This is a genomic window from Agrobacterium sp. 22-214-1 (genome assembly GCF_053522465.1).
On record NZ_JBNWCK010000003.1, the window covers coordinates 547,000 to 560,882 of the forward strand.

A 13,883-nucleotide genomic window follows, 5' to 3' on the forward strand; every position below is an offset into this window, starting at 1 on the left:
TCAGCCTTCGAGAACCGCCCATATACGCTCGACAACGGGCCGGCGGTTCTCCTTGGAACGATAAAGCCGGATATCGACGGCAATATCGAAACTGTCATCGGCGGCACGCACCAGCGCGCCGCTATCCAGCTCCTGCCGCATCAGGCTTTCCGGCACCCAGGCGACACCCCAGCCGGCCATCGCCATGGCTTTCAGCCCCACCGACATGCTGCCTTCATGCACCCGTTCGAATTGCGGCAGGCGCGCGCTCAGCAGATCGCGCAGCAACGGCCCGAAGAACGAAGCCTTTTCATAATCCAGATAGGCGAAGGGTTTTCGCGCATTTTCCACGAGTTCATGCAGCGGTGAACCGTCTTTCGCCGGCGCGGAAACGGGAATGATGTTTTCCGCACCCAGCACCCGGAACTCGAAGGTCTGCGCATCGAGCAGCATCGGCACTTCGGGATGGGCATAGGTCAGCAGGAAATCGCTCTGCCCATCCACCAGCGAATTGAGGTTTTCCTCCATGCTGCCGGAATCGGGCCTCAACACCGAAAACAGCGGTCCCGCCTTTTCGTTCACCCGCTTCAGCCAATCGGGAAAGAAGGTGAAGGACAGGGTATGCAACGCCGTCAGCCGCACCGTTCTGGCATCCGCCCCCTCCTCCTGAAGAAGCGTGCGCCGGGCATGATAAAGCTGCTTCAGCGTTTCCTGCGCCACCGGCACGAATTTCACACCCGCTTCGGTCAGCCGGGAAGGATAGGAGGCGCGGTCAACCAGCGTCGCGCCCACCCAGGCCTCCAGCTGCTTGATACGCCGGCTGAAAGCAGATTGCGTCACATGCCGCTCATCCGCCGCCTTCGAGAAATTGAGCGTTCCGGCCAGCGCCAGGAAATCCTCGAGCCATTTGACTTCCACGGCTCACACTCCCACCAACAATATCCTATCCGTTCATTCGGAAAGCGTCTTTATTAGGAGCAATGGGATGTGAATGAAACTCTTTTAAAGAGCCCTTGAATATTCGATCATCCGCGCCCGGCTGGAAACCAGTTCGATCCGATCATCGCCCAGACGATTGAGGCAGACGCGCTTCGTCCATGGCCCGTCAATCAGCGTGAAGAGGAAACGGTCATTGCCGAGCGCCTTTAGAGGCATGCTGCGGCGCGTCGGGCCGATGCCCATCGTCAGCGATGAGCCGCTGATCGAAAATTCGGCGCCCTCATCGGAGCGCCATGATCCTGAAAGATCATCCGGCACCGCATGATCGCGGACCAGCAGGAAGCGGCGGGCGGCGTGACCGGCCTCACCGACAATCGCACCGCCCTCAAGCCTCAGACGCATGGGCGACGATGCCGAACGCGACGATACCCAGCCATCGACATCTTCATAAAGCGTGTCGTCACCATCGATGAAGGTGGATGTGCTGCCCTTGATTTCCAGCCACCACGGCCCGCTTTCGGTCACGTAAAGGCCTTCCGGCAGGCTGGCGGCCGGCTTGGGCAAAGGCAGGCCGGTGAGGGCCACCATGTTTTCGAGCGCGATCTTGAAGCCGTTGGTATCCTCGCGGTTCGACACCACGACGAAACCCGTGCCGTTTTCCGGATCGAGGAGGAAATAAGTCTTGTAGCCCGGATGCGAACCGCCATGGCCGACGAAGCGCCTGTCGCCGAGATGCGACCAGCGCAGGCCGAGGCCATATTCGCTCATTCGCCCATCGGCCAACGAACGTTCAGCAGAAAGCCTGTCGAGAACGCCCGCGAAGCTGCCCTCGCCCCGCATCAGCCCCTGCAGCCAGCGGGTCAGCGCTTCGGCGCTGCCGGCGAGACTGCCCGAAGCGGAAATATGCAGACCGGCGGCCGAAAGCTGCCAGTTGTCTTCGGCTTTCCAGTAACCCGGCACAAGGCCATCGACCGGATCGTTCCAGACATCCGGCGCCTTCAGGAACACGCCGAAGGGGTCGGCAATCTGCGACTGCACGAAATCGTCAAAACGGAAACCCCGGCGTTCCAGCGCCGCTTCCACCAGACGATAACCGGTATTGGAATAGGACACCTCGCTGCCGGCATCGAAATTCAGCCGGGTCAGCCGCGAAAGATAATCGAGAAGCGGGCCGGCCTTCGTCTCGGTGTAAACGGAAAGGCCAAGCAGTGAGAGGCATTCCCGCGTATCCGGCAAGCCGCCACTCATATCCAGCGCCTGCCCCACCGTCACCTCGCGGAGCGGCGATTGCAACTCCGGCAGATGCTTGCCGAGTGTATCGTCAAGCCCGATCAGATCGGAATGGGCAAGCACCATCGCGCAAAAAGCGTGTTTGGTGACGGAAGCATAACGCACCACGCTCTGCGGCGTGAAAGGTGCGAATGTCGAAAGGCTCTCGACACCGCCCGCATGGGCGAAACGGATACCGTTGAGATCGAAACCAATGACGGCGCCACCCGGCTCGTTGCTCGCCCATTGCGAGACGAAGCTCTCGGCAAGCGTTGAAGCGGCGTTCCAGTCGAATTGCTGTGGCATGGTTCGGTCTCGTGTCTTTATTGCAGCGGGCGAGGACAACGGTTTTGTCACCGGCATCGCCGCTTGTTTCTTCTCCCCACCGGGGAGAAGGTGGCCCGAAGGGTCGGATGAGGGGGCAACGTTGCCGGATATCTCTACCCTTGCCCCCTCATCCCGCTGCCGCGGACTTCTCCCCCTCGGGGAGAAGAAGCGAGCGGCACCCGCTCGATCCATGTGTAACGTAAGGCTAAGGTGGCCGGCCGTCAGGCCGGCTCTTCCAGCCGGATGCTCAGGCTGCGCAGTTCTTCCGTATGCGGATGTTTCGTGCGGCCCTCACGCAGATCGTCCGCACTCAGCTGCTCCACCATGTCCCCGTTCAGCATCACGCCAACCTGCGGGCACAGATGCGCAATGACCGCGAGATTGTGGCTGACGAGAATATAGGTGAGGTTGCGCGCCGCACGCAGGTCCTGCAACAGGTTCAGGATTTCCGCCTGAACCGACACATCGAGCGCCGAGGTCGGCTCATCCAGCAGCAGCACCTGCGGGTCCGCGATCAGCGCACGGGCAATGGCCACGCGCTGGCGCTGGCCGCCGGAAAGCTGGTGCGGGAACCGGAAACGTACCGCCTGCGGCAGAGCCACATCCGAAAGCGCCTGCTGGATGCGCTTTTCGATATTGTCCATGCCGTGCACCAGCGGCAATTCGCTGAGAATGCGGTCGATGGTCTGGCGCGGATGCAGCGACCCGTAAGGATCCTGAAACACCATCTGCACCTGCCGGAAGAATTCCGGCGTGCGCTTCAGCGGTGCGTCCTTGCCGGCAAAGGCGATGCGGCCTTCCCAGCTCTCGTTGAGGCCCGCCATGGCGCGCAGGATGGTGGACTTTCCCGAGCCGCTTTCACCGACGATGCCGAAGCTGCCGCCCTTTTCGACCGAGAAGGATACGCCCTTCACCACTTCCCGGTCGCCGAACTTGATACGGAGATTATCGACGTCGATCATTGGCTGGACCACGCTGCATCACGGTTGAGAACGGGAAGACGCTCGCGCGGATGCGTCAGCGAGGGAATGCAGTTCAGAAGTCCCTTTGTATAGGGATGTTCGGCTTTCAGGAGTTCGGACGCCTTCAGCTCCTCCATCACCCGGCCGGAATACATCACGGCCACGCGGTCGCAGAAATGCGAAACGAGCGGCAGGTCGTGGCTGATGAGGATGAGGCCCATGCCGCGTTCCGACACCAGCTCCTCGATCAGCCGCAGGATTTCCGCCTGTACCGTGGCGTCGAGCGCGCTGGTCGGTTCGTCAGCGATCAGCAGTTCAGGATCAGGCGCGAGCATCATGGCGATCATCACGCGCTGGCCCATGCCGCCGGAAACCTCATGCGCATAGGACGAGGCGACCTGACGCGGATTGCGGATCTTCACCTGATCAAGCAGACCGATCGCCGCTTCCATGGCGGCACGCTTGCTGCCGCCCTTATGGGCCCGCCAGGCTTCCGCGATCTGCGCACCCATGGTCTTCACCGGGTTCAGCGAATATTTCGGGTCCTGCAGGATGAAGCCCGCCCGCTTTCCGCGGATCTGGCGCATCTGCCTTTCGCTGGCAGACAGCACGTCGATGCCGTCAAAGGCGAGCTTGTCCGCGCGGATATCCGCATTGGAGGGCAGAAGCTTCATCAGCGCACGCGCCGTCAGGCTCTTGCCGGAACCGGATTCGCCGACAATGCCGAGCTTTTCAGTGCCGAGCTTCATGGAAACACCACGCACCGCCTCGAAACGGCTGGTGCGGGTCTGGAAAGCGATCTTCAGATTTTCGATTTCGACCAGCATGGCTCAATGTCCCTTCGGGTCGAGAACGTCGCGCAAGCCATCGCCAAGGAAGTTGAAGGCGAGCGAAACGAGGAAGATGGCGATGCCGGGAATGGTGGCGACCCACCATTGTTCGAAGATGAAGCGCTTGGCGGTGGCGATCATCGCACCCCATTCCGGCGAAGGCGGCTGCGCGCCCATTCCGAGGAAGCCGAGGCTGGCGGCGGTGATGATGATCGAGCTCATGTCGAGCGTGATGCGCACGATAAGGCTCGGCACGCAAAGCGGTGCGATATGCCGGGCGATGATGCGCCAGGCGGAAGCACCGGTCAGGCGATAGGCCGCAACGAAATCGCTGCCGCGCACCGTCATGGTTTCGGCGCGGGCAAGACGCGCATAGGGCGGCCATGCGGTGAGCGCGATGGCGAGAATGGCGCTTTCGACGCCGGGCTTCAGCGCCGCGACGAAGGCGAGCGCGAGGATGAGGCGCGGGAAGGCCAGGAACACATCCGTCACCCGCATCAGCACCGTATCGACAATGCCGCCGAAATAACCGGCGATACAGCCGATGGCGAGCCCGATGGGTGCGACGAGCACGACGACGGCGATGACCATGCCGAGCGTGACGCGGCCGCCATAGAGAATGCGCGAGAGAATATCGCGACCGAGCTCATCCGTACCGAACCAGTGTTCGGCGCTCGGAAACGCCAGACGATTGCCGAGGTTCTGCGTCGCCGGATCGTAAGGGGCGAGCAGCGGCGCCAGCAGCGACAGCGCAATGAAGAGAACGATGATCGTAAGTCCGATCACCGCCAGCGGATTGGACTTGAGGTTGAGCCAGATGCGATACCGGTTTCCCCAGGCAGCCTGTGTTCGCGAATGCGGCGTCTCGTCCAGCGCCCAGTTTCTGAAATTAGCTAACATCATCGAACGCGAGGATCCATAACTCTGTAAAGCACGTCTGCGAGCAGGTTGAGGGCGACATAGATGAAGCCGATCAACAGGGTTGCGCCGACGACGGGGTTCATGTCCGCGTTCATGAGCGAGACGGTGAGATATTGGCCGAGGCCCGGCCAGCTGAACACGGTTTCCGTCACCACCGCACCTTCGAGAAGGCCGGCATAAGTGAGCGCGAGAACCGTGATGAGCTGCACGGCGACCGTCGGGAAGGCGTGCCCCCAGATCACGGTCATTGCCGAAAGCCCCTTGGCGCGGGCGGTGATGACATATTCGCCCTTCAACGCGTCGATCATGAAGGCGCGCGTCATGCGGGTGATATAGGCCATGCTGAAATAGGCGAGAATGCAGACCGGCTGCACCATATGGGCGATAGCGTCGTAAAAGGCGTCCCAGTCGCCGGCAAGCAGCGTGTCGACCGTCATCAGGCCGGTGACCTGCGTGATCATGCCGTCATAGATGATGTCCTGCCGACCCGGTCCTGGTGCGACGCCAAGCGTGGCGTAAAACACGAGCAGCGAAATCAGCGCCAGCATGAAAACAGGCACGGAGTGACCGGCAAGGCAGACGACGCGGATGACCTGATCGGTGATCTTGCCCTGCTTCACGGCAGCCCAGACACCGAGCGGAATACCGATCAGGGCTGCGAGAATAAGCGCGGCCGTGGCAAGTTCGAAGGTGGCGGGAAAAACACGCTTGATATCGATCCAGACCGGATTGCGGGTCAGGATCGAATTGCCGAAATCGCCATGCAGGACCTGCGAGACATAATGGAAGAACTGCACGACGAGCGGCTGGTCGAGGCCCATTTCGGCCCGAACCCGCACGATGACGTCTTCGGGCGCGTTATCGCCCACCGCCGCAATGACGGGATCGACGGGCATGACGCGCCCGATCATGAAGGTGATGATCATCAAACCGAACAGCGTCAAAAGGACGCTGCTCAGTATCGACGATATGCTTTTGACGCGCTTGTTCAATGTCACGCTTTCTTCGCATCGTGGTAGGAATTGCCTTCGGAGAGAACGCCGAGTTCGAAGCCGGAAACGCCCTTGCGGAAAGCGGCCGTCTTGCTCCACTGGAACATGAACACGAAGGGGCTGTTTTCCATGTGCTCGCGCTGCAGGGCTTCATAAAGCTCAACGCGCTTTGCCGGATCCTTCTCGTCACGCGCGGCTTCCGCCTTGGCGGCAAAGTCGTCGTTCTTGAAGCGCGAACGCCACAGGAAGGGCTTCGACTTGGCGTCGTCGCCATTGTCCTTGTTGATGTTGAAGACATCGGCGTTGGAATGCGGATCAAAGTAATCCGTGCCCCAGGCCGACAGCGCCATCTGGTGTTCGCGGGCGCGCATCTTGGTCAGAACCTGGCGGTTCTCGGCCGACTGCAGACGCACCTTGATGCCGATATCGGCAAGGTTCGCCTGGATGGCCTGCGCCAGATCGGGATAAGGCTGGGCGGAATAATGGTCCATGCTGATCTCGAAACCATCGGCAAGGCCGGCTTCGGCCATCAAAGCCTTGGCCTTTTCGACATCGCGCTGGAAGGGCGTGTCGTTGACAGCACCTGGAAAGCCCTTCGGCTCGAAGCTCTGGTGAATTTCGTGCGTCAGCGGCACGATGTTTTCCTGCATGCCCTTGTAGTCCAGCGCCCACTTGATCGCCTGCCAGACCTGCGGCTTCGCAAGGTTCTCATTGCCCTGGTTGAGCGAAATCAGCACCAGCGATGCGATGGACTTGCGCTCCAGCTCGATATTGGCGTCGTCCTTGACCGCACGCAGCTGCTCGGATGTCAGGTCGCGGGCAATGTCGATATCACCCTTCTGCAGCATCAGAAGCTGGGAGGACGGATCGGTGACATGGCGCAGGATGACGCGCTTGATGTTGCCCTTATAGGGACCGTTGGGATTGACTGTCAGCGCGACGCTTTCGCTGGGCTTCCAGGCTTGCAGCATGAAGTCGCCAGAACCGGCGCTGTTCTTCTGCAGCCAGCCATTGCCAAGGTCCTCACCGGAAGCATTGGCGAGAACTGCCTTCTTTTCGACGATCGCGCCGATATTGGCGGAAAGGCAATAAAGCAGGAAGGAGATGGCGGTCGGCTTTGCCGTCGTCAGCTTTACCGTCTTGTCATCAGCAGCAACAATGGTCGTCTCGGCATTGTCAGGCGTGAAGCCGAACTGGCTGATGATGAAGGCCGGGCTCTTGTTCATCTTGATGGCGCGCTGCAGCGAGAAGGCGACGTCTTCCGCCGTGACCTTGGCGCCGCTCGCGAAGGTCGCTTCGTCACCGATCGTGAAGGTGAAGACCTTGCTGTCCGCATCGGCTTCCCAGGATTTCGCGATGACCGGATCGACCTTGGTGGAATCCTCACGGTTGGCGCGCACCAGCTTCTGATACATGTTGGAGATGATTTCACCGCCGACGGCTTCGAAACCTTCATGCGGGTCAAGGCTCGTCATATTGTCCAGCTGCTGCGCAACAACCAGAATATCCTTCGGCGTCGCGGCAAAGGCCGGAATGCGCGCATAGGACAGGAACGGAACGGCAGCGCCGGCAATCAGCAGGTTGCGTCTTGAAATCATCGAAAATCCCCTTTCGGACCTTATTTTTCGGAAAACGGTATGGGTTTGCCCCAATCCAGTCATTTTTTTTATGTTTTCCCGCGATTACCACGAGCAAACGAGGCCCGACCAATTCCAAATTTGGCAGAGCCTATGCACGGATTGCATTTGCTCCCGCCTTGACCTTTCCTCTACCAATTCAGAAAACTCGTCCGCACGCGCGTCCGCGCAATCCCATTTCCGAAGGTGAATGACCATGACCGATCAAAAAACCGTACCCGTCTTCGACGGCCACAACGACGTGCTGCTGCGGTTATGGCGATCGGGCAATGCTTCCCCCGAAACGCTTCTTATCGAAGGGGATACGGTCGGCCACATCGACCTGCCGCGCGCCAAGAAGGGCGGCCTGGCCGGCGGCCTCTGCGCCGCCTATGTGCCTTCGCCCAGCATGGACAAGGACGCCAACGGCGACTACCCGACGCCGACCGAGGCGGATGCGCTGAAGGCGACGCTTGCCATGGCCGGCCTTTTGTTCCGGGCCGAGAAACAATCCGCAGGCGCGCTCAAGGTCTGCCGCACGGCCGCCGATATCCGCAACGCCATGGCAGAGGGCGCTTTCGCTTCCGTCTTCCATATCGAAGGTGCGGAAGCGATCGGCGCCGATCTGGATGCGCTTCACGTTCTCTACGAAGCGGGCCTTCGCACGCTCGGGCCGGTCTGGAGCCGCCCGAACATCTTCGCTTACGGCGTTCCCTTCCGTTTCCCCTCGACGCCGGATATCGGCCCCGGTCTCACGGATGCCGGCAAGCGACTGATAAAGACCTGCAACGAGCTGAAGATCATGGTCGACCTGTCGCACATGAACGAGCAGGGCTTCTGGGACATTGCCGGGATTTCCGACGCGCCGCTGGTGGCTTCGCACTCCAACGCCTATGCGCTGTGCAATCACAGCCGCAACCTGACGGATCGTCAACTTGACGCCATCCGCGACACGGGCGGCCTTGCCGGCATCAATTTCGGCGTTCTGTTCCTGCGTCAGGACGGCGTGAAGAACCCGGATACCGATCTCAACGAACTCGTCCGCCACGTGGACTATATCGTCAACCGCATCGGCATCGATCACGTCGCGCTCGGTTCGGATTTCGACGGAACCACCATTCCCGCCGCCATGAAGGACGCAGCCGACCTGCAATGGCTTGTCGAAGCCCTGTGCAAGGGTGGTTATGACGACGAGGCGCTTGCCAAAATCTGCCACGGCAACTGGATTCGCGTGCTCGAAAAAACCTGGGGCGCGTGAGGCATATTGCAATTTATCTCCGGCGCAAAGCGCCGGAGATGTGAGCGGCAGGCCCTTAAGCCTTTGCCGCTTTTTTCTTGCCGGTCGCCCGGAAAGCCAGAAGCCCGGCGACGACACCGATCATCGCCCATTTCATCGGCAGCACATCCGCCGTCTCGCTGCGGATCGGCAATACGGTCACGGTGCCCGGACGGGATTCATAGCCCATCTGCCCTTTCGCCTTGGCCTCCGCGATCTGTTGCGGCGAAACGACCCATTCGGCGCCGCGCATCTTATCCACCGCCATGTATCCGCCGCCCGCCACGAGGGCGACGACGAGCGAAACTATTATTCTTGTGGGCTTGTTCATTGGCATCTCCTTCAATCGAAAGGAGCGTGTAGTCGCATCAAACGGCGCCACCAAGCAACCGCAACGGTCAATTTGGCGTCATTCGGAACAATCCCGCCAATCATGCATTCCATAGTTGTATTTTCAGCGCCCAACCGGTGAAATTCACGCATGATCGGACATAAACTTCACATCGACACTTCATGCTTTTCTGCTAATCACATTTCCTCAACCGAAACGAATTAGCGACACAATCCTGTGGTTCGCCAACAGGAACTGGCGCTGGGCAAAGTAAATGGCAGACAAGAGCGAAATTACACAAACCGATGTTACGGAATCTGCGGTTGAAAGCTTTTTTGCCAGAAACCGACCCTATCTGACCGCGATCGCCATTACGCTGGTCTTCGTGATGATGACCTTCGCCATCTATCACCTGACCTCCGAAGTCCGTTATGACGACGTCATCGATGCGCTGACGCAGACCTCGGCCTCGGCGGTGCTGCTCGCCATCCTCTTCACCGCGCTCAGCTTTCTGGCGCTGATATTCTACGACGCCAATGCCATCGAATATATCGGCCGCAAGCTGCCCTTTCCGCCCATGGCGGCAACTGCGTTTGCGGCCTATGCCATCGGCAATACTGCCGGTTTCGGCCCCTTGAGCGGTGGCGCCATCCGCTTTCGCGCCTATTCCCGGCTGGGTCTGTCACCCGGCGAAATCGCCCGCGTCATCGCCTTCGTCACGCTGTCCTTCGGGCTTGGGCTGCTTTCGGTCAGCGCCATCTCCACCTTCATCGTCGCACCGCGCATCGCCGCCATCATCGGCGTCGATGCCGCTATTCTCAGGGGTGCAGCGCTTGCCATAATCGCGGTTCTCGTGGTGGCGGCCTATGTCGGGCGCAACGGGCGCGCCATCCGGCTCGGCGCATGGCGTCTTCGTCTCCCGGACAGCCGGACATCGTCGCGCCAGTTCCTCGTCTCCGCTTTCGATATCGCCGCCTCCGCCTCCGTGCTTTATGTCCTGCTGCCCGACACGCATCTCGGCTGGCCGACATTTTTCGCCATCTACGCCACCGCCGTCGGCCTCGGCGTCCTCAGCCATGTGCCCGCCGGCCTTGGCGTCTTCGAAACCGTCATGGTTGCGGGGCTGGGCAACGCCATCAGCGTCGATCAGCTGCTCGGAAGCCTCGTTCTCTACCGCGTGATCTATCACGTCCTGCCGCTGGTGGTGGCCATTCTGGTCATGCTCGTCTCGGAGATGAAGCAGTTCGCGGCAAAGCCTGTTGTGTCGGATATCAGCCAGCTTGCCGTCAGGCTCGCACCGCCGCTGCTATCGACCTTCGCGATGATCCTCGGCACCATGCTGATCTTTTCTAGCGTGACGCCGACGCCGGACAGCAATCTGGATTTCCTCTCCAATTTCGTGCCGCTTCCCATCGTCGAGGCGGCGCATTTTCTGACGAGCATTCTCGGCCTCGTCCTTGTCGTCGCCTCGCGCGGCCTCGGGCAGCGGCTTGACGGCGCCTGGTGGATTGCGCTGGTCGCCGCCTCGCTGGCGCTGGTCCTCTCGCTCCTCAAGGCCATTGCCGTGTTCGAAGCCGCCATTCTCGGCGTCTTCATCGCGGCCCTTTCCGTCAATATGCGCAGCTTCAACCGCCATGCCTCGCTGGTGAAGCAGGCGCTGGGCCCAAGCTGGCTCGCCGCCATGGCCGTCATCATTGCCGGCGCGGCGACAATCCTGCTCTTCGTCTATCGCGATACGGATTACAGCCAGACATTGTGGTGGCAGTTCGAATTTTCCGAGGAAGCGCCGCGCGGATTGCGCGCCCTTCTCGGCCTCGTGCTCGCCTCCTCCACCATCGCCATCTTCAGCCTGATGCGGCCGGTGGCCTTCAGGCCGGACGCCATCAAGGCCGACGACGTCACGAGTGCGACCGGCATCGTCATGACACAGGATGCGGCCGACGCCAATCTGGTGCGCATGGGCGACAAGCACGTGATGTTCTCCGAAAGCGGCAACGCCTTCATCATGTATGGGATTCAGGGCCGCTCATGGATCGCCTTCGCCGATCCGGTCGGCGACGAGGATGATTTTCCGGATCTGGTCTGGCAATTCGTGGAAGCCGCCCGTGGCGCCGGCGCGCGCGCCGCCTTCTATCAGATTTCGCCTTTCCTTCTCTCCCATTGCGCCGATGCGGGCCTGCGCGCCTTCAAGCTCGGCGAACTGGCATTGGTCGATCTCACCGCATTCGAACTGAAGGGCGGCAAGCTCGCCAATCTTCGCCAGTCGCTGAGCCGCGGCGCGCGCGACGGACTGACCTTCGAGGTGGTCGAGCAAGCGCAGGTGGCGGATATTCTGGATGAGCTGAAACAGGTCTCCGATGGCTGGCTCGCCCACCACAATACCCGGGAAAAGCGCTTCTCGCTTGGCGCTTTCGAGCCGGATTACATCCTGTCGCAACCCGTCGCCGTGCTGCGCAAGGATGGAAAGATCACCGCCTTCGCCAATCTGATGGTGACGGACACGAAAAAGGAAGCCACCGTCGACCTCATGCGTTTTTCGCCGGATGCGCCCCGCGGCTCGATGGATTTTCTCTTCGTCAGCATCATGCAATATCTGCGCGAGGCGGGCTATGAGAGCTTCAATCTCGGCATGGCCCCCATGTCCGGCATGTCGAAACGCGACGCCGCCCCCGTCTGGGACCGCATCGGCAGCACGCTTTTCGAGCACGGCGAACGGTTCTACAACTTCAAGGGACTTCGCGCCTTCAAGGCGAAGTTCCACCCGAAATGGGAACCGCGTTACCTTGCCGTGCAGAACGGCGCAGACGCCGCTCTGGCGCTGATGGATGCGACGGTTCTCATCAGCGGCGGCGTCAGAGGAGTGATCGGAAAATGAGAAAACCCAGCATGCTGAAAGCGGTTCTTGCCGCCTCCGCCCTGTTCGTCTCCCCCTTGTTCGTTTCTGGCGCCGTTTTCGCGCAGGACAAGCCCGCTTACGAGACCGGCATGATCCCCGCCGGGCACATCATGGTGCCGGATGGCGATATTCTCGCCAGCGTCTTCCTGATTTCCGATGCGGACGGGTGGACAGCCGCCGATGAGACCCGCGCCAAGGCGCTGGTGGAAAAGGGCGCAGCCGTGGTCGGCATCGACTTCAAGGAATATCTGAAGGCGCTCGAGGCCGATGACGACGAGTGCATCTATATGATCTCGGACATCGAGTCGCTCTCGCAGCAGATTCAGCGCACCGCCGGCACGAGCAGCTATCGCCAGCCCATCCTCACCGGCATCGGCAAGGGCGGAACGCTGGCGCTGGCGATGATTGCGCAGAGCCCCGTCTCCACCGTCCGGGAAGCCATCGCCGTCGACCCCAAGGCCGGCCTGCCGCTCGAGAAAATCCTCTGCACCCCCGCCACCAAGGACAAGGCGGATGGCGAAACGGTCTATGGCCTGACCGACGGCCCGCTGCCCGCCCCCGTCAGCGTGCTGTTCACGCCTGCCGCGGATCAGAAGGGCCGCGACCACGTCAATGCGCTCGTCAAACTGCATCCCGATATCGACGTGACGGATGTGGATGACAAGGCGGACGAGGTTCTGACCCAGACCCTGTCCGACCAGATCGACGCCGCAGGCGACACCGACAGCCCGCTTGGCCTGCCGATCAAGGTTCTGGAAACCAGCCCGGTGATGGACACCATGGCGGTGATCTATTCCGGCGACGGCGGCTGGCGCGATCTCGATGAGGAAGTGGGCGGCGCCTTCCAGAAGGAAGGCATACCCGTCATCGGCGTCGATTCGCTCCGCTATTTCTGGAAGGAAAAGAAACCGCAGGAGGTCGCCACAGATCTCGGCCGCATCATCGACACCTATCGCAAGGAATGGAAAGTGCGCAATGTGGTGTTGATCGGCTATTCCTTCGGTGCCGATATTCTTCCCGCCACCTATAATCTGCTGCCGGACCGCGACAAGTCGCATGTCGTGCAACTGACCCTGATGGGACTTTCGACCGAAGTGGATTTCGAGATTTCCGTCGAAGGCTGGCTTGGCGTTGCCGGTGAAGGCAAGGGCGGCAAGACGGTGGATGACATCGCCAAGATCGATCCGAAGCTGGTGCAATGCATCTATGGCACGGAAGAAGAAGATGAAGACCCCTGCCCCGGCCTGAAAGCCAAAGGCGTGGAAGCGGTCGGCATCGAGGGCGGCCACCATTTTGACGAGGACTACGAGGGGCTGGCCAAGCGTATCGTGACCTCGCTGAAGACCCGGCTGCCGAAATAGCCCGCATCATCACAGGCCGATATTCCGCATCTCGGATAATCTTTGACGGCGAATGCATCGCCGATGCTTCTTCGCGTCGCGGCCGTGCTTGCGGAATCGCTTAAACTATTATTCAAAAGAAACCGGCCTGCAGTGGATGTTCATCACATTTCCGCAACCGTGCTGCTGTTGATCGCCAACCATG

Annotated in this window: 11 protein-coding genes; 3 read left to right on the forward strand and 8 right to left on the reverse strand. The window is 60.7% G+C overall.

Annotated elements, in window-relative coordinates; all coding sequences use genetic code 11:
• The 7 genes from ACQZ5G_RS15630 to ACQZ5G_RS15660 form a co-directional block, all read right to left on the reverse strand.
• Positions 1-897, reverse strand: a complete 897-nt coding sequence (locus ACQZ5G_RS15630; protein WP_003524208.1) for a LysR substrate-binding domain-containing protein — start codon at positions 895-897, stop codon at positions 1-3.
• A gap of 84 nt (positions 898-981) precedes the next feature.
• The gene (locus ACQZ5G_RS15635) at positions 982-2,493 is read right to left on the reverse strand and encodes a serine hydrolase domain-containing protein (protein ID WP_003524209.1); all 1,512 of its coding nucleotides are present in this window, start codon (positions 2,491-2,493) and stop codon (positions 982-984) included.
• A gap of 242 nt (positions 2,494-2,735) precedes the next feature.
• Entirely contained in the window at positions 2,736-3,476 is a 741-nt protein-coding gene (locus ACQZ5G_RS15640) for an ABC transporter ATP-binding protein (protein WP_004433198.1), read from the reverse strand.
• Positions 3,473-4,303, reverse strand: coding sequence for an ABC transporter ATP-binding protein (locus ACQZ5G_RS15645; protein WP_004433197.1), 831 nt, complete (start codon positions 4,301-4,303; stop codon positions 3,473-3,475). Before ACQZ5G_RS15645 ends, ACQZ5G_RS15640 begins: the two co-directional genes overlap by 4 nt.
• A gap of 3 nt (positions 4,304-4,306) precedes the next feature.
• Positions 4,307-5,209: a nickel transporter permease gene (gene nikC, locus ACQZ5G_RS15650; protein ID WP_004433196.1), complete on the reverse strand. Its 903-nt coding sequence runs from the start codon at positions 5,207-5,209 to the stop codon at positions 4,307-4,309.
• Positions 5,206-6,219 (reverse strand): ABC transporter permease, encoded by a 1,014-nt coding sequence (locus tag ACQZ5G_RS15655; protein ID WP_448737049.1) that lies wholly within the window; start codon positions 6,217-6,219, stop codon positions 5,206-5,208. The genes nikC and ACQZ5G_RS15655 overlap by 4 nt, the downstream gene beginning before the upstream one ends.
• Positions 6,220-6,221: 2 nt before the next feature.
• Positions 6,222-7,817, reverse strand: a complete 1,596-nt coding sequence (locus ACQZ5G_RS15660; protein WP_448736426.1) for an ABC transporter substrate-binding protein — start codon at positions 7,815-7,817, stop codon at positions 6,222-6,224.
• Positions 7,818-8,052: 235 nt separating this feature from the next.
• On the opposite strand from ACQZ5G_RS15660, the gene ACQZ5G_RS15665 reads away from it, so the two are divergent.
• On the forward strand, positions 8,053-9,093 hold the full coding sequence (locus ACQZ5G_RS15665; RefSeq protein ID WP_448736425.1) for a dipeptidase: 1,041 nt from the start codon (positions 8,053-8,055) through the stop codon (positions 9,091-9,093).
• A 55-nt stretch (positions 9,094-9,148) separates the two neighbouring features.
• On the opposite strand, the gene ACQZ5G_RS15670 is transcribed toward ACQZ5G_RS15665, so the two are convergent.
• Positions 9,149-9,442, reverse strand: a complete 294-nt coding sequence (locus ACQZ5G_RS15670) for a hypothetical protein (protein WP_448736424.1) — start codon at positions 9,440-9,442, stop codon at positions 9,149-9,151.
• 274 nt (positions 9,443-9,716) lie between these two features.
• Here ACQZ5G_RS15670 and mprF point away from each other — a divergent pair, with 274 nt between their 5' ends.
• Together mprF and ACQZ5G_RS15680 are read left to right on the forward strand one after the other, a co-directional pair.
• Positions 9,717-12,317, forward strand: a complete 2,601-nt coding sequence (gene mprF, locus ACQZ5G_RS15675; protein WP_448736423.1) for a bifunctional lysylphosphatidylglycerol flippase/synthetase MprF — start codon at positions 9,717-9,719, stop codon at positions 12,315-12,317.
• Positions 12,314-13,699, forward strand: a complete 1,386-nt coding sequence (locus ACQZ5G_RS15680; protein WP_448736422.1) for a virulence factor — start codon at positions 12,314-12,316, stop codon at positions 13,697-13,699. Before mprF ends, ACQZ5G_RS15680 begins: the two co-directional genes overlap by 4 nt.
• The last annotated feature ends 184 nt before the right edge of the window (positions 13,700-13,883 follow it).